The organism is Rossellomorea aquimaris (assembly GCF_020172085.1).
Lineage (GTDB): Bacteria > Bacillota > Bacilli > Bacillales > Bacillaceae_B > Rossellomorea > Rossellomorea aquimaris_E.
This window is the reverse complement of record NZ_JAIVAT010000003.1, coordinates 73,886-94,159: the sequence shown is the minus strand read 5'-3', so window position 1 is coordinate 94,159 and position 20,274 is coordinate 73,886. Positions and strand designations below refer to the sequence as shown.

At 42.3% G+C, this 20,274-nt stretch carries 24 protein-coding genes and 1 other annotated feature; of the genes, 9 read left to right on the top strand and 15 right to left on the bottom strand.

Features of this window, described 5'->3' with window-relative positions; all coding sequences use genetic code 11:
- Positions 1 to 8 precede the first annotated feature (8 nt).
- A complete protein-coding gene (locus tag LCL96_RS23565; protein WP_224939655.1) occupies positions 9 to 620 on the bottom strand; it encodes a CPBP family intramembrane glutamic endopeptidase in 612 nt (203 codons plus the stop codon).
- Positions 621 to 945: 325 nt separating this feature from the next.
- On the opposite strand from LCL96_RS23565, the gene LCL96_RS01095 reads away from it, so the two are divergent.
- Together LCL96_RS01095 and LCL96_RS01090 are read left to right on the top strand one after the other, a co-directional pair.
- Positions 946 to 1,725: a M23 family metallopeptidase gene (locus LCL96_RS01095; RefSeq protein ID WP_224939654.1), complete on the top strand. Its 780-nt coding sequence runs from the start codon at positions 946 to 948 to the stop codon at positions 1,723 to 1,725.
- Positions 1,726 to 1,760: 35 nt separating this feature from the next.
- Positions 1,761 to 2,117 (top strand): SH3 domain-containing protein, encoded by a 357-nt coding sequence (locus LCL96_RS01090; protein ID WP_224939653.1) that lies wholly within the window; start codon positions 1,761 to 1,763, stop codon positions 2,115 to 2,117.
- A 98-nt stretch (positions 2,118 to 2,215) separates the two neighbouring features.
- Here the strand turns inward: LCL96_RS01090 and LCL96_RS01085 are convergent, their stop codons facing one another.
- Positions 2,216 to 2,758, bottom strand: coding sequence for a hypothetical protein (locus LCL96_RS01085; protein ID WP_224939652.1), 543 nt, complete (start codon positions 2,756 to 2,758; stop codon positions 2,216 to 2,218).
- A 247-nt stretch (positions 2,759 to 3,005) separates the two neighbouring features.
- Here LCL96_RS01085 and LCL96_RS01080 point away from each other — a divergent pair, with 247 nt between their 5' ends.
- Positions 3,006 to 3,242: a hypothetical protein gene (locus tag LCL96_RS01080; RefSeq protein ID WP_224939651.1), complete on the top strand. Its 237-nt coding sequence runs from the start codon at positions 3,006 to 3,008 to the stop codon at positions 3,240 to 3,242.
- A gap of 123 nt (positions 3,243 to 3,365) precedes the next feature.
- Here the strand turns inward: LCL96_RS01080 and LCL96_RS01075 are convergent, their stop codons facing one another.
- From LCL96_RS01075 to LCL96_RS01045, 7 genes are all read right to left on the bottom strand, one after another.
- Positions 3,366 to 4,523: an ABC transporter permease gene (locus LCL96_RS01075; RefSeq protein WP_224939650.1), complete on the bottom strand. Its 1,158-nt coding sequence runs from the start codon at positions 4,521 to 4,523 to the stop codon at positions 3,366 to 3,368.
- A gap of 13 nt (positions 4,524 to 4,536) precedes the next feature.
- On the bottom strand, positions 4,537 to 5,751 hold the full coding sequence (locus LCL96_RS01070) for an ABC transporter permease (RefSeq protein WP_224939649.1): 1,215 nt from the start codon (positions 5,749 to 5,751) through the stop codon (positions 4,537 to 4,539).
- Between the two features lie 12 nt (positions 5,752 to 5,763).
- Positions 5,764 to 6,699, bottom strand: a complete 936-nt coding sequence (locus LCL96_RS01065) for an ABC transporter ATP-binding protein (RefSeq protein WP_224939648.1) — start codon at positions 6,697 to 6,699, stop codon at positions 5,764 to 5,766.
- A 146-nt stretch (positions 6,700 to 6,845) separates the two neighbouring features.
- Positions 6,846 to 7,502 (bottom strand): response regulator, encoded by a 657-nt coding sequence (locus LCL96_RS01060; protein ID WP_224939647.1) that lies wholly within the window; start codon positions 7,500 to 7,502, stop codon positions 6,846 to 6,848.
- Positions 7,503 to 8,699 (bottom strand): sensor histidine kinase, encoded by a 1,197-nt coding sequence (locus tag LCL96_RS01055; RefSeq protein WP_224939646.1) that lies wholly within the window; start codon positions 8,697 to 8,699, stop codon positions 7,503 to 7,505. It lies immediately after the preceding gene.
- 619 nt (positions 8,700 to 9,318) lie between these two features.
- Positions 9,319 to 10,137, bottom strand: a complete 819-nt coding sequence (locus LCL96_RS01050) for a DNA polymerase beta superfamily protein (RefSeq protein WP_224939645.1) — start codon at positions 10,135 to 10,137, stop codon at positions 9,319 to 9,321.
- Between the two features lie 101 nt (positions 10,138 to 10,238).
- Complete coding sequence (locus tag LCL96_RS01045; protein WP_224939644.1) at positions 10,239 to 10,820, bottom strand: GNAT family N-acetyltransferase; 582 nt, start codon at positions 10,818 to 10,820, stop codon at positions 10,239 to 10,241.
- 250 nt (positions 10,821 to 11,070) lie between these two features.
- On the opposite strand from LCL96_RS01045, the gene LCL96_RS01040 reads away from it, so the two are divergent.
- The 5 genes from LCL96_RS01040 to LCL96_RS01020 all read left to right on the top strand — a co-directional run bounded on the left by LCL96_RS01040 (position 11,071) and on the right by LCL96_RS01020 (position 13,026).
- On the top strand, positions 11,071 to 11,817 hold the full coding sequence (locus LCL96_RS01040) for a DUF2087 domain-containing protein (RefSeq protein ID WP_224939643.1): 747 nt from the start codon (positions 11,071 to 11,073) through the stop codon (positions 11,815 to 11,817).
- A gap of 24 nt (positions 11,818 to 11,841) precedes the next feature.
- On the top strand, positions 11,842 to 12,195 hold the full coding sequence (locus tag LCL96_RS01035; protein ID WP_224939642.1) for a GIY-YIG nuclease family protein: 354 nt from the start codon (positions 11,842 to 11,844) through the stop codon (positions 12,193 to 12,195).
- Positions 12,196 to 12,371: 176 nt separating this feature from the next.
- Entirely contained in the window at positions 12,372 to 12,584 is a 213-nt protein-coding gene (locus LCL96_RS01030) for a helix-turn-helix transcriptional regulator (protein WP_224939641.1), read from the top strand.
- Between the two features lies 1 nt (position 12,585).
- The gene (locus LCL96_RS01025) at positions 12,586 to 12,726 is read left to right on the top strand and encodes a hypothetical protein (RefSeq protein ID WP_224939640.1); all 141 of its coding nucleotides are present in this window, start codon (positions 12,586 to 12,588) and stop codon (positions 12,724 to 12,726) included.
- Positions 12,727 to 12,849: 123 nt separating this feature from the next.
- Complete coding sequence (locus LCL96_RS01020; protein ID WP_224939639.1) at positions 12,850 to 13,026, top strand: hypothetical protein; 177 nt, start codon at positions 12,850 to 12,852, stop codon at positions 13,024 to 13,026.
- An 85-nt stretch (positions 13,027 to 13,111) separates the two neighbouring features.
- Here LCL96_RS01020 and LCL96_RS01015 read toward each other — a convergent pair whose 3' ends face one another.
- The 6 genes from LCL96_RS01015 to LCL96_RS00990 all read right to left on the bottom strand — a co-directional run bounded on the left by LCL96_RS01015 (position 13,112) and on the right by LCL96_RS00990 (position 19,363).
- Positions 13,112 to 13,576 carry a hypothetical protein gene (locus LCL96_RS01015; protein ID WP_224939638.1) on the bottom strand — a complete coding sequence of 155 codons (465 nt, stop codon included), beginning with the start codon at positions 13,574 to 13,576 and terminating at the stop codon, positions 13,112 to 13,114.
- Between the two features lie 44 nt (positions 13,577 to 13,620).
- A complete protein-coding gene (locus LCL96_RS01010) occupies positions 13,621 to 14,298 on the bottom strand; it encodes a CPBP family intramembrane glutamic endopeptidase (protein WP_224939637.1) in 678 nt (225 codons plus the stop codon).
- 19 nt (positions 14,299 to 14,317) lie between these two features.
- Complete coding sequence (locus tag LCL96_RS01005; RefSeq protein ID WP_224939636.1) at positions 14,318 to 14,758, bottom strand: GNAT family N-acetyltransferase; 441 nt, start codon at positions 14,756 to 14,758, stop codon at positions 14,318 to 14,320.
- A gap of 16 nt (positions 14,759 to 14,774) precedes the next feature.
- Positions 14,775 to 15,446, bottom strand: coding sequence for an HAD family hydrolase (locus LCL96_RS01000; protein WP_224941251.1), 672 nt, complete (start codon positions 15,444 to 15,446; stop codon positions 14,775 to 14,777).
- A 151-nt stretch (positions 15,447 to 15,597) separates the two neighbouring features.
- Positions 15,598 to 18,690: an isoleucine--tRNA ligase gene (gene ileS, locus LCL96_RS00995; protein ID WP_224939635.1), complete on the bottom strand. Its 3,093-nt coding sequence runs from the start codon at positions 18,688 to 18,690 to the stop codon at positions 15,598 to 15,600.
- Between the two features lie 48 nt (positions 18,691 to 18,738).
- Positions 18,739 to 18,994, bottom strand: a binding site (T-box leader).
- Positions 18,995 to 19,273: 279 nt separating this feature from the next.
- Positions 19,274 to 19,363, bottom strand: a complete 90-nt coding sequence (locus LCL96_RS00990) for a putative holin-like toxin (protein ID WP_219927342.1) — start codon at positions 19,361 to 19,363, stop codon at positions 19,274 to 19,276.
- Between the two features lie 318 nt (positions 19,364 to 19,681).
- On the opposite strand from LCL96_RS00990, the gene LCL96_RS00985 reads away from it, so the two are divergent.
- Positions 19,682 to 19,834, top strand: a complete 153-nt coding sequence (locus tag LCL96_RS00985) for a hypothetical protein (RefSeq protein WP_224939634.1) — start codon at positions 19,682 to 19,684, stop codon at positions 19,832 to 19,834.
- Positions 19,835 to 20,274 lie beyond the last annotated feature (440 nt).

Here is a 20,274-nt window from a genome sequence, read left to right as displayed (position 1 = left end):
TATCATTTTTATAAATTGATATATGTAACGAGCAAATTCCAAATTGAGTGGGCTATGATTGGTACCCAAATATTATTAAATCTGATTGCAAGAACTCCTAACCCCAACCCTAACCAGATGATTTGTAAAGGATCCGTGTGTAGTAGTGCAAAAGTAATTGAAGAAATAATAAGCATGACAACCCTTAATCGATTTGAGGGAACCAGGATCAAAAGTCCTCTATACAGAATTTCTTCTTGGATTGGAACGATGAGGCAAACATTGAGTAAAAGAAAAAACAAATGAAGTGTGGAGAGCTGAGGCAATCTTATTAGTCCAAACGTATCTTCAAAGCCTATTGAAGTCTGCTTTAAGAAAGTCACACAGACCAGGGTGACCGTGATCCAAACATACATCTTTTTATCTTTCAATATATCGAGACTGAATACCTTTTCGTATTTTTTCCTATAGATAAGTATCAGGATCATAAAAAAGATTAGGACCAAGAGTCGGTTTTCCAACTTAAACATTAATGCTCTCGGAATACCTTGGATAAAATAAAAATAATCTGGTAATTTAGTACTTTCCAATAAAAAAGCGATTAGGAATATAGTTAAAAACATGAATGTTTTTTTAAACACCAGCAGTTCCTCCCTGATTCCCTCCCTTAAATTTCAAACCGTGTTTAATGATAAGTTTATCATAATAGGAAATTTTTAGTAATTAAATACTTCCTTCCTATTATCCCTTTTTATATTCCCCTTCTAGCTTAGTATCCATATTCTGTTCAAAGTCTTTGTACCCTTAGTATGAATGGAACAAAGTCCTATCTTCTATAACTTCAGGAATAACATATAGAAATTATTTACTTTTATGTTAGCATATTGAAATTGAGGAGGGGACAGGAGAGAATTGTTTCGTTTTACATGGCATGGAGAGTCAAAATAGTTTAGGAGGATGGTAGAAATGAAATCACGTTATTTCAAGTTAGTTCTTGTCGCAATGCTTTTTGGGGGAACAGGATTTTTCAGTACGGGTAAAGCGTCTGCAGCTACACCTACCTTTCAAATGCCTTTTCCTTGTGGACAAGTGTGGGAAGGCCAGACTAGGACCAATCACAGTCCATTGAATGCGGTAGACTTCAATCGGTCTAATGATCAAGGAGATACTGTCGTTGCTTCTTCCTCAGGAACGGTTGTGAAGGTCAAAGATCTGGGAAGTTCAAGCTATGGAAAATATATCGTGATTGACCATGGTGGCGGCTGGACCACATTATATGCTCATTTGAATTCATTCAGCATTTCTAGTGGACAGAAGGTTTCTCAAGGTCAAAAGATCGGAACAGTCGGTGCGACAGGAAATGTTACTGGGGCTCATCTCCATTTTGAACAACTGTATAATGGTTCCCCACAAAAAATTAAATTTAACGGTTCACAAATCACCTATTATGGATCGAAGAACTATACGAGTAAAAATTCATGCACTTCTGAAGGCGTAAAGGGAACGGTCCATACTGATTCTGGCGCTCCTCTAAATATCCGATCAGGTCCAGGTACAAATTATAATGTCGTAGGTTCAGTATCAGATGGAGCGACCGTCACAATCTCCTGTCAAAAACGCGGTGAAACAGTAACAGGTAAATACGGGACAAGTAATTTATGGAATTATATTGGAGATGGTTACATATCCGACACCTATGTCTATACAGGGTCAGATGGACAAGTAGCCCCAACCTGTTCCGAGTAGAATTCTACTAGTTTAAAAGAAAGAGAGGTATCACGATGAAACATCTAAAAATCAAAGCGATCCTAACGATCGCCATCGCTTCTTTTCTGCTTTTTTCTACAAACGCCCTTGCCGTCCAGTATTATACGATCTCCACCAACAGCGGCGCTCCCATCAATATGAGAAGCGGACCGGGAACAAACTATCCTGTCATGCTTTCCATTCCAAGCGGTTCGAGGGTTCCATACTATTGTTATAAATATGGAACGACCGTGACAGGAAAATACGGAACGAGTAATATATGGGATCAAATCGAATGGAGAGACTCACGAGGCGTCATGAATATCGGCTATGTATCAGACACCTATGTGTACACCGGGTCAGATGGTCCGGTGGGAATCAAGTGCGACTAGTTTCCCATTAACCAAAAGTTAAGTCATAGGAGCCCCTGAACTTTTAGGAGTTACAGGGGCTCATTTAATATATGTTGGATAAAGTGATGTCTATTGTACTATCTTCTGCTTGGAAATTGGAACGAATTGAGTGAGGTATGCTCGGCGGAGGAGTGAGGAGAATGTCGAGGTGACGACACTCTGGCTGCTTCAAAATGTGTAAAAAATGGACTCGGGTATACCTCTCCATTTATGTTCGGATTAGCCGACACCTCCACTTTGTCACACTTCTTCAGTTGTAGGATTCCTGTTACCGTCGTCCCTAAACCATCAAAAGAAAACAAACCTTTAGGAAGAATGTTTTGTCCTGCCAGAGCCACCTCATCATTTACATTGATTGTTAGGTTGACGACGAAGTCCTGAGGAGCAACATCCTCTCCAGGGAAAAATAATGTAGAGGCCGTAATTACATACACTCCACCATGTTTTGGGATAAATACAGAATTCTCTCGATCATATTCATTGTTTAAATCAAAGACCACTTTCGGAAATTCCAGCTTCTGTCCTGTGAATCCAGCTACACTCTGGGAGTCTTCAGCTATAGCCCTGAATGCCGAACAAATATGCTCACAATGTCGTTTACTGCATTTTTTATCCATCATCAAATTCCTCCTTTCTTCCTTTTAGCTTTGAGAATATGAATATCCCCTTTCTTACCGTATATCCCCATACTATATAGTATTTGATAGAATTCATTATGTTTCAGCTATTGTCCTATCATTTTGCTGATTATTGCTCTAATCGGAACATTTTTCGATACGAATAGTTGATTCATCTAATCAAAAAAACATTTTATAGCATATAAATACTAGAGACTTGAAATGACCAATAGAGAGGTGATGAAATCAAATGTCTGAGTTAACGTCAATAGAAAAATTATTGTTAAACACAACCCCCGGAACCTTAATGAACCGTATCATCATTAACGGAAGTTTAGTCGAAATCAGGAATTTCATATCATTCAATTCAACAGAAAGTGTAGCCATATTCACCCCAACGACCGCTCCTGAATATTTAGTGGTGAACTCCAAAACAATCGAAGCCATTGTATATTGTCAGCCAGAACCAAACCATGATCATGGATGATGGATTAGGAATATTCTATAATTCATAAAGAATAAGACCACTTCTCTATTCCGAGAAGTGGTCTTATATTATATCTACTAAACTGCTCTCCTAGGACAGAACATTCAGATATCCTCTTACCTTCTATTCAAACCTTACCCTTCTCAATCCAACCATTAAAAACACAACCGCAAACCCAAGCAGGACCCCAACCGGTGCAGCGATATCAGAAATCCCGCCGCCTCTTACCGTCAACTCAGCAAACCCCTCCATTCCCCAATACTGCGGAAGGAACTTCGCAACGTTCTGAATCGCTTCCGGCATAATTTCGACCGGCCAGTAAACGCCGGCAAGCATGCAGGTGGAGATGATGATCAGGTTCCCGAAGACGGATTGCTGTTCTGACGTTTTGACGAAACCGGCGATGAAGAGCCCGAGTCCAATGGTGCAGAGAAGCAGGCTTGAAACGAGAATCATGTTGGCGAACGTGTTCCCCCATTCGATGTGAAAGATCTTCTGAGACAGCGTCATCAGGATCCCGAACTGGATCCAGCCGATAAGGAAAAAGGCCAGCATGTATCCACATAATAGTTCGACCTTGGTGGCAGGTGTCGACATCATCCGGTACCAGACACCGTTTTGTCGTGCTTCGAGAAGGATTCCGGTACTGGATAGCATGGCAATCATCACGAACATGATCGTGAAACCGGCAGAGCGTGCTGTCAGATTGTTCATCGTTTGGAGGTCTTCATTCTTGGTAACCGAGACGGTTTCAACGGCTGCTGGTAAAGTTTTCAATTCATCTGAGATTTTCTCCTGGATGGCAGCAGGATTCTCTCCCGTAGCATCTTGATAAAATCCGGCGGCCGTTGTACTGATCTTCAGCTTTACGAGGCTGTCATTGATGAGTTGCTCGACAAGTGCTGCCCCTTCGAAGGATGGAGAGGACACAAAGACGACTTCAGGTGTTTCCTGGTTTAGCAATGTCTCTTCAAGTCCTTGTTCCACTCGTATATATCCTGTGATTTCCTGATGATCGAATTTCTCTGCAACGGACTTTCCATTTTCCACTTTAAATGTGAAAGTGTCGGTTGCTTTCATTTCATTGATCAATTCCTGAGATAAATCCGTCTGGTCCTCGTCGACCACCGAAATCTCCGGTTTATATTCCCCATTTCCCGTTACGGCTCCGCCAAAGATGAAGGTGAATAATAAGGGCATTCCGAACAGAAGCAGAAGTGTCCGGCGTTTTTGAAAGAGTCGTTTAATTTCAAAGCGGGCTATGCTGATGATTTTCCTCATTCTATTTCTCTCCTTATCTAAGTTTTAATTTCAGTGAACCAATCCACAGTGCCACAATGCCGCTCAGTATGAGTACGGTGACAGGCAGGGTAAGTGCATCCCACGACGTTCCCTTCATGATGTCAAGTATGCCGCCAAGTGCCCATTTATTTGGAGCGATGCCCGCAACTTTCTGTAAGGTTTCTGGAAACGAAGCTAGTGGGATCATGGAACCTCCGAGGAGAGCGAGAACCTGAACGCCAATTCCCCCGATGGAGTCGACCGTCTTTTCTTCAGTCATAAAACCGGCAAGCATCATCGCTAGACCCGAAACCGAAAAGGAGTAAGCGAGGCCCATCAGAACAAGCTGCGCTACATTACTGCCCCAGTCCACACCGAATAAAAAGTGGGTGGCGAAAACAAACACCGTGAACTGAAGGATGGTGAACGAAAGAGTTCCGAGGAACTTTCCTCCTATGATGGATGAATGACGGATAGGGCTGATCATCAACCTTGCCAATGTGTCGGTATTCCGCTCCTGAATGATCGTTTTAGCACCCATGGTGGTGTTGAACAGAATGAACATGGCTCCCATGGCGGCTGCATAATACTGCATGCCGGAAAGGGGCTCCTTGCCATCTTTTTCAGAGACGACCCCGTTTGCCTCACTATCTGCAATCGTTGTAAGTTTTTCTGAAAGATCCTTCATGGTACTGGAAAGATCAATACTCTGATTGGAAACCGGCACAGACGACGTCAGTTCTTCCCCTACTGTCCTTGTTGCAGCCGATACGGTTGTTACCCGATTGGTGAAGGATTCGGTGATGGTAGAAAGGATGGAGAATGGAAGGTCTTTGCCGGGATCTTTGAACATTTTAATCGGTTGATTTTCCCCTTTAAACAGTCCTTCCCCCCAACGGTCTGGAAATACAAGGCCAGCATCCACCTTCCCTTCCTCGATGGCGTTACGTAAGTCTGCTTCTGTTTTAAACTTCTTTAAGGTGATGCTTTCCTTCAATTCTTTTCCCTGGAGAGTGTCATGAAGAAATTGGTCTGTCAGTTCATCTTGTGACGTCACAACGACACCTGCAGTCAGTTCGGGAAGCGATCCATTTTCACTGAACACCCCGCTTAAAGCAGAACCGAGGATGGCTGTCAGGATAATCGGCATGAGTAATAGTGTGATAAAGGACTTGCGATCTTTGAGACGGATTTTGATATCTTTCCATGCTATGGTGAACAGGCTCATTTCTTTCTCCTCCTAATCCCGTAACGTTCGTCCTGTCAGCTGCAGGAAAAGCGTCTCAAGATTTGATTCTTTGATTTCAACGGATTCGATCTTCAATCCCGCATGGACGGCAGTCGTGATGATGGATGCCATGGCTTCCTGTGGGTTCGGCGTAAACACCTCGATGATTCCGGTATCTTGTTGAAAAGTCACTTGCCCGTTTTCTACAGTATTTTTCAGAGCTTTCATCGCGTCATCCGATAAACTTTCGACCTTCATTTGGATGAAACTGCTTCCCGTGAGTCGGCTGCATAATTCCGCCTTCGTCCCAAGGGCGATTACTTCTCCGTGATCGATGATGCCGACGCGGTTACATAGGAACTCGACTTCCTCCATGTAATGACTCGTGTAGATGATAGTCATACCTTTTTCATTCAATGCTTTGACTGTCTCTAAGATATGATTTCGAGACTGTGGATCGATTCCCACCGTCGGTTCATCCATGATCAACAGCTCCGGTTCATGCATTAAGGCAGCACCGATATTGATTCTCCGCTTCATCCCGCCTGAGAAGGTTTCAATGCGGTCCTTTCCCCGATCCTTCAATCCTACGATGTCGAGTACTTCCTCCACTCGCTTCTTTGCCTGTGCTCCGGTCAGACCGTACATTTTTCCCCAGAACAGCAGATTATCCCTCGCGGACATGGTTGGGTAGAGGGCGATTTCCTGAGGGACTACTCCGACTTTCTTTTTAATCAGCACAGGAAATTGTTTCACCGATTGACTCGCCACCAGTACTTCCCCCTGATCGTACGGCACAAGTCCACAAATCATCGAAATCGTCGTTGATTTTCCTGCTCCATTCGGTCCAAGCAGTCCGAACGACTCGCCCTTTTCGATCGTAAAGGAAACGTTCTTCACGACTTCTTTTTTCCCATAGCTTTTCTTCAGATCTTTCACCTCTAACATATCTCCACACCCTTTTTTCTTTGACTATACTTAAAGTATAGCGGGGATCTCCTCTTTCCAAATCCCTCCAGCGATAGAAATTGAACATAAAAAAATACAGCTTTGATAGCTGTATTTCATAGGAGTACTATGCTGAAAGTCATGGTTCAATAATCCGTAATGTGATAACGGACGGCAAAGATGGCCGCCTGGGTCCGGTCCCTCAGCTGAAGCTTGCTGATAAGATTGGAAACATGATTCTTTACCGTGCCTTCTGAAATATACAGTTCCCCCGCAATCTCCTTGTTGTTCAGTCCGAGACCGAGTTTATTCAGTACCTCCAGTTCCCGTTCCGTCAGTTCCTTCACAATTTCCGGTACTGTGTTGATTTGTTCTGTGGGCTGCTTCCTTCTCATTTCCCTCACGATATCCCCTGTTAGTTCTTTCGGGAGCACCATGCCACCCGATTGAACCGTCATAATCGCCTGAACGATGGCATCCGTCGGCATATCTTTCAACAAATATCCGCTTGCCCCTTCTTCCAGTGCTTCAAAGATGAGCTCACTGTCATTGAAGGTGGTGAGCATGAGAACCTTGATGTCCGGATAGGCGGTTGTGATGAGCTTCGTTCCTTCCACTCCGCTCGCGATTGGCATGCGGATGTCCATCAGGACGATATCCGGACGGAGTTCACCTGCTATCTCAAAAGCTTCCTTCCCATTAGACGCGACCCCAGTCACATCGATTTCTTCTCTTAGATCTAATATCGTCGCAAGTCCGTCCCTCATTAATTCCTGATCATCAACGATTAAAATTCTGACCATTTATGATCCCCCCATCTGCCATTTCATCTCTATCAGCGGTACCGCTGCTTTCACAAGGAACCCTTCTTTCGTACTTTCAAATGCGGTGGTTCCTCCATGTTCATGAATTCTGTCCCTCATATGCTTTAAGCCAAACCCGGGATGGATTTCCCCTGAACCTTTTCCGTCATCCTTAATACTGATTTCTACGATAGATTCCGAGACTTCGAGGATGACGCTGCATTCCTTCGCCTGGCCGTGCCGGACGGCATTGGTGATCGATTCCTGTATGACGCGGGTCAGGTCTAGTTGTACCGAGATCGGTATCACCATGACATCACCTTTGACCGTGAAACTTGATACAAGTCCGGTCATCTTCTGATAATCCCCCAGCATCTTTCTTATCGTCGTGACAAAGGATTTCGGCTGATCGTGATCTTTCAAGGTCCTTACCGACAGGCGTATTTCCTGAAGGGACTCCCTAGCCAAATCTTCACAGAGCTGAATCTTCTGTTTGCTCATATCAGGGCGGGATTCCATCAGCTCCTTAGCTACCTGAAGCTGAACGAGGAGGGCGGTCATTTTGTGACCGACCGTATCATGGATTTCCCCGGAAATCCGGTTTCGTTCTCGGATGAGGGTCAACTCCTCCACCTGTTTTGAGTAGTGATGTAATTGCTCATGAGCGGAGGTTAGCGCTGTATGGGTTTCCTGCAGTTCGCCGTACTGGGTTTCAATTTTCGCACGTGCATGAAAAAGTCTGTAGATAAGGCGACCGACGACTGCCTCAAACACGATTAAGCTAAAGTTAATAAGGTTTTCCATGAGGGAAAAGGTGCCGGTAACTTTATAAATATAGTACATAGAACCTGCCCAAATGATGAAAAAGGCAATAGAAAATGCCCAGAGTATCCGTCTGTTTTCAGTAAATAAGAACAGCGTCACTGTACTTACCCCGAACAGGATCAGATAAAGGGACGACGCTGGATAAAAAAAGACGAATCCTGTAATTAAGATGAAATCAAGGGCAAGTGGAAGTGGATAATATGTATGTTTCCGTATGTACAAAAGCAAAAAATGATTTAGGATGAACCCGGTTATCCCTATGATTACATAGATCATTTGTGCATTTGTAGGTGCTTCTACAGAAGAATAATAGATGTAACTGATCATGGTGAGCATGACCAGGCGGAGAATGCTTAAGAAAGTGAGTTTCATGGAATCACCTCTTTCTGGAATATGAGTAAGAATATATTTCCATTATAAGCTTAGTTTGCTGGTTTGATAAGGATGAACTTGGGTATTGGTGATAGAATGCAGCGTTTGAAATACAACATTTTGAGTATAAAATCTTTAGTCTAATAAGGGGGTGTTTTTATGAATCGCTGGTACTTTCCATTTATTGTTGGGTTCATTGTGCATGTGGTCTTATCCTTGATTGGACATTATGAGGTGACTTTCATTCTGAGCTTGAGTGGTGGAATTACGTTGGGATTTTTTCTTATGTATTGGCTTAATAGGGGGAGGGGCAAGAGGGTAAGGTGACATTGTAGCTATGGGGTATTAGCGAGAAATGGTTATAAATGGAAAATGACGCAAAAAATAAAAAAACGACGCAATTATCGGGAAAATGACGCAATTAATTAAAAAATGACGCAATCATGCCCGGAAATGACGCAATTAATCGCTGTCTCTTCCTCGCATCAATAAAGAAGACATTAAAAAAGAGCCCCCTGCCCATAACCAGCTTGAAATTCTTGGCTCACCAAGGAATATAGATCTGTTTCAACCTTAATTTTATTAATTTTTCAACAAACGGTCCTTAATCGTACGTCAATCATTTATTACCTCCAACAAAATCCGTCCACTCTTCATGCCAAACTTCTCTCAACGCATTCCTGAACAATTTGTCTAGCTCCTCTGTCGGGTCAGAACGATCGACCTTAAGCGACTTCACATACGTTTCTAAATGCTGGATTTTTTCAGATACATATTCATCCATCTCATACGGCCATGGCTCAACGTTCAGTCCCTCCCCCATTATCTTCCGTTTCAACAACGTTGCGACCGCATCTTTCACCTCACCCGCCGGCAGCAGGTCTTCAACCAGCTCCTGAAATTCAATCGGCGGGCTCGCATGATATTTCCCAATCCATTGGGCAGCCAGCAAGGGACGAAGCACATTTAAATATTTCTTAATCCCGCCTTCTTCATGATCGCGAAAGTTGCTCTTCGCCATATTTAAATAGTGGTACAGACTGGAGACGGGTGAAAATAGCTTCTGTTCCAGTTCCTTTAGTTGCTCGACAACAGAATAGGGTTGAGCATATACGATCGTTGATGTAAGCCACTCGAGAATAGACGGATTTGATTTCCGAAATAATCTCAGTGCCTTTGTCAGCTCCCACCCACTCATGTCCAACAACGGGTCGGTGGGAATGGAGACAGTGTCCCTGGCCGGAATTTCGATCACATCCCTCTTCTGATCGATGGATAAATACCAGTTAGGTTTATGGATATAAATGAACCGGACGTCATAGTCGCTGTCCTTAGAGGGAAAGCCCCATGCCCTGCTCCCAGATTCGCAGGCGAATAAAATTTTCACGTCGTGATCGATTTCGATTTGTTTCATGACTTCCATGATATGTTCTTTCATCAGTAGGACCTCCTTTTGCTTTAAACATTCTCTTTATCTTCATTACTATCCTTTTTTTAAAAAAAATCAGCGTATCCTTTAACTCTGGATACGCTTTACTATCATCTCTCTCGTCTTTCAAATGTGCCCCTTTTACGAACAGTCTTAAATTCTAACCGTTCATATAGCTTTATGGCTCCGGGATTATTTTGATTCACATGAAGAGTGGCAGATGTCATGCCATCATAACGGAAAGCCTCCAGGCATTTGCATGTCAGGATCGCAGCAATTCCCTTTCCCCTCAACTCCGGAATCACACCCACTTGAATGATGTACCCGATTTTGTCGGTTTCTTTATCGGAGGTAATGAACCCTACAGAATGGTTATTTATAGTTGCTAAATAGGACCGTTCTGGTAAAAAATCTGCGCCGGAGGATATCCACTCCACCCATTTCTCCATTGGCCATCCCGGAAATCCCGGACGGTCTTTGAAGGATGTCTGGTACACTTCAAAAAATTGCTCTTTCAACGATGGTGACCAGCTCTTGAAAATCACAGGAAAAGAGGATTCAATCTGAGGAATTTCAGTTAAAGTGTGTTCCATCACATATTCCTGAAATACCAACTCAAACCCCTTTTGTTTATAATTTTGAATGATTTCTTCCGTTATGTTTTCACATTTTACGTTCGTCACGTCCGTCATCCGATTCGCCTACCGTTCCATTTATTTAAGGTTTACATCCCCCTATTATCTGAAGATACCACGCCCTTACCATCAGGTCTAGACTGTGATTGGATGCTTGGACAAGACGGCTGATTGGTGGAAGCGGAGCTGATAAAACATTAACAACCCATTGACATTTAACAAACAAAATAATATTATGTTTATAAATTAACCAACAATATAAACTATCGTTTAATATATAAGTTAAGAGAATAGGAAGTGTTTATGAATGGAGCTTTCCAACCAGTTTTGGAGTGCCTCTTTAGAAGAAATGAAAAGAGGATTTCTTGAAGAAAAGGATTCATTTGTCTGTCTTATGTGTGGAGAGAGCATCGAAAAAGGGATGGTATACCCTTACGAAGATAAATTTTATCTAGCTGAAAAATATATACGTGTTCATATTGAACAAACGCACAGTTCTGTATTTGACTTTTTAATCGCAATGGATAAAAAGCTTACCGGCCTTACGGATCATCAAAAGCGATTGTTGAGCTTATTTTATCAAGGGAAAAATGACAAAGAGGTTCAAGAAGAATTGGATATCGGCAGTGCCTCCACGATCCGTCATCACCGTTTTGCCCTAAAAGAAAAGGAGCGTCAGGCAAAAACCTTCCTGACCATGATGGAATTACTGAAAGAAAAAGATGAAAATGCCCCGACGTTTGTCCCCGTTCATCAAACCGCCACCATGGTCGATGAACGATACAATATCACTCAGGAGGAACAGGATAAAATACTGAAGAAATACTTCTCTGAGGGGATATTGACGAAATTTCCTCCAAAGGAAAAACAGAGATTGGTCATCCTTCGTGAAATATCAAAACAACTAAAAGAAAATGACCATTACGACGAAAAAGAATTAAATCAACTATTAAAGAGCATGTATGATGATTATGTGCTCATCAGACGATATCTTATTGAATACGGCTTTTTAGACCGTAAACCGGACGGAAGCAAGTATTGGGTAAAAAAATGAATGTTAATGCAGGAGGAGAAAACCATGGATCGAAAAAGAGAATTAAAACAGCAGTATAAAGAAACACCAGTTGAAGCAGGGATCTTTCAAATCAAAAATGTACAAAACAATAAAATCTACATCGGAAGTACGAAAAACTTGAAGACCCTGAACGGCATCAAGTTCATGCTCGAAAACAACGGATTCACTACCAGCAAAGCATTACAAGCAGAATGGAAGCAGTTCGGTAAAGAGGCATTTACCTTTGAGCTGCTGGAAAAATTGAAAAAGAATGATGATCCTTTTGTTACTGAAAAGGAAGCACTGGCTGAGTTGGAAGATAAGTGGTTGGAGAAAGTGCAGCCGTATGGGGAACGGGGGTATAACCACCAAAAATAGAAAGACAAGATCTTTCTTAAGCAGTCCGAACATAATTGGACTGCTTATTTTTATTTGTTAAAGAACATTTTACCGTTCAATAAAGAAATTTCTAAAAAATATGAAAAGTTAGCTTGACGTAAAATGTAAAGTTAACTATACCAAAAGTGTAAAGCAGACTTTACATCGGAGGGCATATGAAAACCAGGATCCAAGAATTAAGGAAAAAACATAAGATCACCCAAGAAGAGCTGGCATTATCAGTCGGCGTCTCAAGACAGACCATTACGTCATTAGAGAATGAAAAGTATACGGCTTCATTAGTTTTAGCTTACAAGATTTCGAGATTTTTCAATTTAACCATTGAAGATGTATTTGATTTTTCCGAATCTGAAAAGGAGGAGTTATAAGATGGAAGAATTTCAAAGAGGGATCCATACGAAAATAAAACTATATCATCTCATTAGTGCGATATCCTTTCTAGTGATCCTGATTCCCACAACATTAGATGTGCAAATATGGGTAAAAGATGATTTCACTCACGGGGTCTAGATTGGGGTATTTATTGGGTTACAGATTATTTTCCTATTAAAAAGTAAAAAATTACGTGCTTCTTTAAAGAATACACAAAAACTAAAACAACTATATATCGAAATGAACGACGAAAGAAAGAAAATGATTGAAGCAAAGTCAGAATCGATGAGCTTCACCATCATGGCTGGCAGCATCGCCATTGCCACCATCGTTTCAGGATATTACAATCACACCATTTTCCATACGTTGATTGTGACTTTATTTTTCATTTTATTTCTCAAGGTATTGTTGAAGTATCTTTATAGTAAAAAATATTAATCTCATTTCGTCATTTAAGACAGCACAGAGATGATCATCTCTGTGCTGTCTTAATTTATTTCGCCCGTTTATCTATTCATTCGCTTTATTCATGACCATTCGAATGATCCTTTTTCATTAAATCCTCCCAAGAGCCGTCAAACCCTTTCCACCGCCCGTCCTCGAATATTCCTATCACTTCTCCTTTTCCTGATATAAATTCAAGGGTTTTATCATCGTCTTGGTAGGTTGTGATCGGCAGCCTCACTTTAATTTTTGTGATGGAATCATTGTGCATCAAAAACCTTTCGTAATCAGAAGCATCATCAGCACCTTTTCTAATTTCATCGCCTATCAATGAATAGGTGACGGTATCCTCCAATTCTGCGGCCAATTCTCGTTGTCGATGTAAGAGATCGAAAAGTTCAGGGAACGTAACTACCTTTGTTTCGGTTGCCACTTTTTTATTATCTTCTAATGAATACCATTTGACTTGCTCTAGTATCGTATGTAAATTTGCCAGGATGACAATCAGGATGATCACACCTATTATAAAACTGATTTTTTTCATAGATTTGTTCTCCTATCTTTAGGATTTGGGTATCTCCATTCCCCCTAAAAATAAAGAAACAACTGCGCCATATATAAATTCCACAGTGAATGAGCGACCATCGCCGGAAGGATCGATTTTGTCTTATACGCTGTCATTGTCAAAAGGAAACCTCCCAATAGCGGAAACATCCACAAATCCGAAAAATGAATGAGTGCGAACAGGATCGATGTAATACCGATTGCCCAGTACGACTTCACAAACCTCAATAGGATTGTCAGCAAAATGCCCCTGAACACCATTTCTTCTGTTATCGGGGTAAGGATCGCCACATCCACCGTCTGCCTCCAATTGCTTGCATGTACCATATGATTTTTAAAATAAAATATATAATATTTGTCGAGTAACACTTCGAAATAAAGGCAAAGATGCAGCAAGGCGTAGGGGAGCATAAAGGTAAGGAGAATCCATCCATAGGTGCCAGGCTTTTTGAATGCTTTGACGTTTAGGAGCGGAGCGATAACAACCCTTATATCCCTGAAACACAGCGTAACGATCATAAAATAGACAAACCAAATGAGTCCTTTCAATCCTTCATAGTTGACACCCTGAATCGGAAGTTTGTTGATAAAATAACCAGGAACTGCCAATAGAATCAGATAGATACATAGAGTTTTCAACTTAATAGTTGAAGTGGTGCCCTTCACAGCGATTGCCTCATTGGTTGACAAGCCATTTAGCATGGAACTTTCCCCCGCTCTGTTATAACTTTTTTTCAAGAATGATTTTATGTAAGCCTTTCTCGTCCGTATACGTATCGATGACATCAAATCCGTTTTTTATATTCAAGATCAGCATACTGCGCCATCGATTCATTGTCTTGGTTTGCACTACAGCATATCCACTTTCCTTCAAATCGTGATGCTGCCTTCTCATTAACTCAGAGGCAATGCCGTGTTTGCGATAGTCTGGATCCACTCCGCCTAACCAGCTGTAGAAGGTATGCTCATCCAGTTCATACCCGATTTTATATCCAATCACTTTGGAATTGTCCATCGCAATATGAATGATCAGTCGGGGCTTACTTGCCAGTTTGTTGTTAAAATCGTACGACGTGCCAAAGATAGACTGATGTAATGCTGCGATTCCATTTAGAACCGCGTCTTCCGGTAATGCTGAAAACTGGTAGTAGTCAATACTCAAGCTTATTCCTCCTAAATCAAGAGAAGACTTCAGGAGTAAGATAGGTCAATAATCCATCCAACGAAGAAATCTCATCATATGGTTTTATGTCTGTTTCATTTTGGATCCCATCCGGATTGAACCATATACCCAATAGATTCGCATCCTGGCTCCCGCGAATATCCTTTTCTAAATCATCACCGACGAATAATGCTTCTTCCGGCTGCACTTGGAGCTTATCTAGAGCCAAATCAAATATGCGTTTGTCTGGTTTAGTGTATCCAGCTTCCTCAGAAATCATGATGATCTCAAAACATTCATGTAAACGAGTGTTTCTGATTTTCGCTTTTTGCCTCTGAGTGATCCCGTTTGTAATGATGGCAACTTTCATATGCTCTTTAATTGCCTTCACAATCTTGATGGTATGCTCGCTAATCGAAAAACATTGAGGGAAATGCTCATTCCAGAAGGCTTTGATCTCATGTTGCGGCAATCGATTGATGGGGGGAAATTCATCAAAAAGGGCTTCAAAAACCGTTGTTTTGTCACTGATGCCATAAGACCTCTTATCGTACTCTTTGAACTTCCGCATCATCTCCTTCTTCACGCCCTCTTCAACATTCCCATAACAGTTCTCTAACGTAAAGAGGAACATGTTATCTACTGCCTGATTCCGATCGAGTAAGGTATCATCCAAATCAAAGATCATGGCTTTGTATTCGCTCAAATCATTTTCACCCTTTCATGATTCTGTGAGTCTTTTAACCTACTTCCAATTATTTCAAAATCATTCATCATACTCAAGACAAATTTCATCTAAAAAGGGCTTACCCAGTCTTGGATAAGCCCTTCATTCTAGATTACACTCCTACATATATCCCAATCGTCACCCCATCCATGTCGATTGCCTTCATATCATCCCTCTTCTCAAACGATATGCTTTTTATTAGAAGACTGCTTTGCAGTAAATCCTTAAATTGTGTCACGACTTCTTTCATTGAATCATCCACATTCAATACAAGGTCCACACGCTGTTCCACTGGCAGGTTCAGTTCTTTTCTGTATTGCTGAACGGCACGGATGAGCTCCCGTGCTTTCCCTTCTTTCCGCAGATCCTCTGTGATGGTTGTATCGAGGAAGACGCTGAACTGGGAATTTGAAACCATCTCCAATCCTTGATGTGTTTTTTGATGAACGATGAGATCAGCTTTTTCCACCGTAACGTCTTCCCCGGTCGGAGATTCAAAGTCAAAATATCCTTGTTCCACTATCTTTTTGGCTTCTTCAGAGGATACAGATTGAAGTTGTCTCTGTGCCACTCCTACCAGCTTACCGAGTTTCGGACCGGCTATCGGGAAGTTCAGCTTCAGTTCATACTGTACGGAATCCCCTGCTTGGTCCTGCAATTGAACGTTCTTCACATTGATTTCATCTTTTATGATGTATTCATACTTCTGAAGAGATCCTGTATCAGCTTTTGCTCCCACCACCGTAAGCCTGGATAATGGCTGCTTCGTTTTGATATTTGTCGTATTCCGAGCGGACCGGGCAAGCTCGACTACTTGTAAAACACGATCCATTTCCGCTTCCAGCTCTCCGTTGATGTCATCCTGGTTTGCATGAGGAAAATCAGCAAGATGCACACTTTCACCCGTTAAGTTCATATGGATATCTTCTGCAATGAACGGCGTGAACGGTGCCAACAACCTGCTCACACTGACTAATACTTCATGTAACGTATGGTACGCTGCCAGTTTATCTTCATTAAGTCCTTCGCTCCAGAATCGCTCACGTGACCGGCGGATATACCAGTTACTCACCTGATCAACCAGGATGGATAATTCTCTTGCCCCTGCGGTAAAGTCATATCCATCTAAATGCTCCGTTACATTTGTGGTCACCGAATTCAATCGTGATACCATCCACTGATCAAGCAGGGAAGGAGTACCGGCAGCGTGTTTCTCAGGGTCAAATCCATCAATCACTGCATACAGGGTGTAAAAGGAATGGACATTATTCAACGTGTCGACCAGCTTCGATTTTGCCTGGCTGACGACGTTTTCTGAGAAGCGCTTATTATTCCAAGGTGCACTATCTGCAAGTAATGCCCATCTGAGAGCATCAGCACCGAACTTCTCAACGAGCTCCATTGGGTTCATGACATTTCCTTTGCTTTTAGACATTTTACGACCGTCTTCATCGAGGATATGCCCGAGTGATAAGACACGCTTATAAGGCGCTTTCCCGGTGAAGAGTGACGAAACCGTCAACAGACTGTAGAACCAGCCCCTCGTCTGGTCCACCCCTTCTGCGATCACATCTGCAGGGAATTGTTGCTGAAATAACTCTTCGTTTTCAAATGGATAATGATACTGGGCAAACGGCATCGAACCGCTGTCAAACCATACATCGATCACTTCTTTCGTTCTCTTCATCTCATGGGAACAGGATGGACATTCCACGATCACTTCGTCGACATACGGTTTATGGAGCTCAAGACCCTCACTCCAGCCGCTTTTTGCATGTTCTTTCAGCTCCTGTACACTTCCCGGGACGAATTGATGGTCACAATCCCCGCACACCCAGACGTTTAGCGGAGTTCCCCAGTAGCGGTTTCTACCTAAGTTCCAATCGACCATATTTTCCAAGAACTTGCCGAAGCGGCCTTCTTTCATGTGATCTGGATACCATTCGACGGATTGGTTGTTCTTGATGATCGTATCTTTCATTGCCGTTGTCTTGATGAACCATCCTTCCATCGCATAATAGATGAGCGGTGAGTCACAGCGCCAGCAGTGCGGATAGCTGTGTTCATACTTTTCTTTTGAAAAAAGAAGGTTGCTGTCTGCCAGCATCTTGATGATCTTCACGTCGCTGTCCTTGGTGAATTCCCCTTCAAGAGGTTTAAAATCACTGGTGTAACAGCCTTTCTCATCGACGATATTGACGAAATCCAAACCGCTTTCTTTGATGGCATTGTAATCATCTTCTCCGTGAGCAGGAGCCAAATGAACAATCCCGGTTCCGCTGTCGTCCGTTACAAACCCTGCCGAAATCACTTCATGCCCACGTTCAAGGGTAAGATTATCGAAAGGAGGTTGGTACGAAACCCCTACAAATTCATGCCCTTTGTGTTCACTTACCACTTCAAAGTCGTCTCCCAGCACGTCTTTCACAAGGTTCTTCGCCAGGATATACGTCTCTTCCCCACGCCTCGCTTTCACGTAATCCACATCTTCATGGACGGCAAGGGCTACATTGGATGGAAGCGTCCACGGTGTCGTCGTCCAGCCGAGAAAGTATTCATGCTCTTTTCCTTTCACTTTGAATTTAGCCGTCGCAGAAAGATCTTTTACATCCTTATACCCTTGCGCCACCTCATGTGAGCTGAGGGACGTTTGGCAGCTTGGGCAGTATGGGACGACCCGATGTCCTTGATAGAGCAATCCTTTCTCATGGATCTTCGAAAGGATATGCCAGACACTTTCGATATAATCATTTTGGAGGGTCACATAAGGATCATCCATATCCACCCAGTATCCGATTGCCTCGGTGAAAGTACGCCACTGTCTCTCATAATCGAACACACTTTTTTTACATTCATCAATGAATTTCTCTACGCCGTATTCCTCGATTTCCTGTTTACCTGATACGCCGATTTTCTTTTCAACGCCAAGTTCCACGGGGAGACCGTGTGTGTCCCAACCTGCTTTACGCTTGACCTGATACCCTCGCATCGTCTGATACCTGGCGACGAAATCTTTGATCACCCGTCCGAGTACGTGTCCAGCATGTGGCAGACCGTTGGCTGTCGGGGGGCCTTCGTAGAAGACGAAGGTCTTTTCCCCTTCACGGTTAGCCACTGACTTTTCAAAAATATGATTCGAATTCCAGAAATCCTGGATCCGCTGCTCTCTTTCAACCGACTTTTCGCTTACATTTACCTTTTCCATGTCATCACACCTTCTTTGATAAAATAAAAAAACCCGCCCCTAACCAATGTTAGGGACGAGTTTGTAACCCGCGATACCACCCTGATTCTGTCCTTAAACCATTATTCGGTTCAGCTGACAGCTCTCATGCAACGTACAATCATACGCGTTCCTTGTAACGGCGGAAACCCGTCAAAGCTTAAAGTATCTTCAGCTTTGCTTCTCGGAGAGGATATTCAATATGATCTGAACGTTGACTTCCACCACATCGTCAACTCTCTGTAGAACAGACTCCATACCTACTCGTTCTCGTCATGGAATGTAAGTGATTCAATATATGTTATAAATAATCTATACGACACAGGATAAATTTGTCAATACTTTATTTTATTTTGGGCAGGAAATGATCCATTTATTCACTATTCTTTACTAACGAATGGAGTTATGTATATAATAAAGGTAGTTAAGTACACTAAAAAAGGAGCCCTGACGGCAATCAGGACTCCTCCACAACATAAACTGCATCGAAAGTGCAGCGGCTCACTCAGAGTCAATCGAAATCGAAGTAATCATCAATGATCCTCATGAGCGGTGGGGACGATGGTTACTTCTTTTTTTGTGTAACCGCGACAATTGCTACAATCAATGTTCCAAAGGCAATCATAATTTGTAATACATCTCCTACAGCAATCATTAGCGTATCACCTCCCTTCACTTGGGAGTGTGAGCCGCTACCCCATCTTCCGTATTATGTTGTGTACTTCCATTATATCACAGACAAACGTGTGTTTGCTCCATTTCGAATGGACCAGTCTGAAAATTTGACAGGGTACAGTTCATACATTCTCAGAAGAATAATTATTGGTGAATTTCAGCGTACACCTGCGATTTCATCATAATTTTCAACCTGAAAAGCCTCTCAGTATGAAAGAGTGAACATTTTTAGTTCCAAAGTAATGGTAAAATATACACCGTTCACTGAGAATGGATCGATCTCCCTCAAGGAGAGAAAATGAAATATAATCTCGGCGATATTGTAGAATATGAAGATGAGTTGTTCACCATATTTTGGATCTATGATTCTGAATATGTGGAATTGAGTTCGGAAGATAAGAAGTGTGTATTGGCGAAAGTGGAAGATATTACAATGGTAAGAGCAAAGTAAACATGACACTATAACTGGCATAAGAAAGCGATACTTACGGAGATGATCCATCTCAGTGCACCCTGCTTAATGGTGCTGATACATGGAATTTCCCCTCATCTGAATTTACTACTCTTTCAAACCCGTCCGAAATCGGACGGGTTTTGAATTTTTTGGTATATCTTTGCGTTGGTAGATCCCCATTTATGATATTCAGGCCTATAACAGCTTCTCCCACGATGGATATCATCCTCTGTTTCCTTACTTATGAGCCGGTTTGGACAATTTATGAGCTAGTTTGGACAAGATATGAGCCGGATTTTAAAAATATGAGCTGCTATCCGATTTTATGAGCTTCTTGTCGAATAATCTTTGCATATATCCCCTTAACCGCGAGATGCACATTGCCTGTGGAAACTAATTGAGGAAATGGGCACGAAAGAAATATTAGTGAATAGCTT

Excerpts from the sequence above, each read along its gene's own strand:
- LCL96_RS01050 (WP_224939645.1), bottom strand. The coding sequence starts at position 10,137 with ATGAAAGAACATATCATGGAAGTCATGAAACAAATCGAAATCGATCAC.
- LCL96_RS01010 (WP_224939637.1), bottom strand. The coding sequence starts at position 14,298 with ATGCTAAATGGCTTGTCAACCAATGAGGCAATCGCTGTGAAGGGCACC.
- LCL96_RS01080 (WP_224939651.1), top strand. The coding sequence starts at position 3,006 with ATGTCTGAGTTAACGTCAATAGAAAAATTATTGTTAAACACAACCCCC.
- LCL96_RS01065 (WP_224939648.1), bottom strand. The coding sequence starts at position 6,699 with ATGTTAGAGGTGAAAGATCTGAAGAAAAGCTATGGGAAAAAAGAAGTC.
- LCL96_RS01070 (WP_224939649.1), bottom strand. The coding sequence starts at position 5,751 with ATGAGCCTGTTCACCATAGCATGGAAAGATATCAAAATCCGTCTCAAA.
- LCL96_RS01060 (WP_224939647.1), bottom strand. The coding sequence starts at position 7,502 with ATGGTCAGAATTTTAATCGTTGATGATCAGGAATTAATGAGGGACGGA.
- LCL96_RS01020 (WP_224939639.1), top strand. The coding sequence starts at position 12,850 with ATGATTGAAGCAAAGTCAGAATCGATGAGCTTCACCATCATGGCTGGC.
- LCL96_RS01035 (WP_224939642.1), top strand. The coding sequence starts at position 11,842 with ATGGATCGAAAAAGAGAATTAAAACAGCAGTATAAAGAAACACCAGTT.
- LCL96_RS01055 (WP_224939646.1), bottom strand. The coding sequence starts at position 8,699 with ATGAAACTCACTTTCTTAAGCATTCTCCGCCTGGTCATGCTCACCATG.
- LCL96_RS01000 (WP_224941251.1), bottom strand. The coding sequence starts at position 15,446 with ATGATCTTTGATTTGGATGATACCTTACTCGATCGGAATCAGGCAGTA.
- LCL96_RS00990 (WP_219927342.1), bottom strand. The coding sequence starts at position 19,363 with ATGATTGCTGTAGGAGATGTATTACAAATTATGATTGCCTTTGGAACA.
- LCL96_RS01095 (WP_224939654.1), top strand. The coding sequence starts at position 946 with ATGAAATCACGTTATTTCAAGTTAGTTCTTGTCGCAATGCTTTTTGGG.
- LCL96_RS01085 (WP_224939652.1), bottom strand. The coding sequence starts at position 2,758 with ATGATGGATAAAAAATGCAGTAAACGACATTGTGAGCATATTTGTTCG.
- LCL96_RS01045 (WP_224939644.1), bottom strand. The coding sequence starts at position 10,820 with ATGACGGACGTGACGAACGTAAAATGTGAAAACATAACGGAAGAAATC.
- LCL96_RS01040 (WP_224939643.1), top strand. The coding sequence starts at position 11,071 with ATGGAGCTTTCCAACCAGTTTTGGAGTGCCTCTTTAGAAGAAATGAAA.
- LCL96_RS01090 (WP_224939653.1), top strand. The coding sequence starts at position 1,761 with ATGAAACATCTAAAAATCAAAGCGATCCTAACGATCGCCATCGCTTCT.
- LCL96_RS01075 (WP_224939650.1), bottom strand. The coding sequence starts at position 4,523 with ATGAGGAAAATCATCAGCATAGCCCGCTTTGAAATTAAACGACTCTTT.
- LCL96_RS01015 (WP_224939638.1), bottom strand. The coding sequence starts at position 13,576 with ATGAAAAAAATCAGTTTTATAATAGGTGTGATCATCCTGATTGTCATC.
- ileS (WP_224939635.1), bottom strand. The coding sequence starts at position 18,690 with ATGGAAAAGGTAAATGTAAGCGAAAAGTCGGTTGAAAGAGAGCAGCGG.
- LCL96_RS00985 (WP_224939634.1), top strand. The coding sequence starts at position 19,682 with ATGAAATATAATCTCGGCGATATTGTAGAATATGAAGATGAGTTGTTC.
- LCL96_RS01025 (WP_224939640.1), top strand. The coding sequence starts at position 12,586 with ATGGAAGAATTTCAAAGAGGGATCCATACGAAAATAAAACTATATCAT.
- LCL96_RS01030 (WP_224939641.1), top strand. The coding sequence starts at position 12,372 with ATGAAAACCAGGATCCAAGAATTAAGGAAAAAACATAAGATCACCCAA.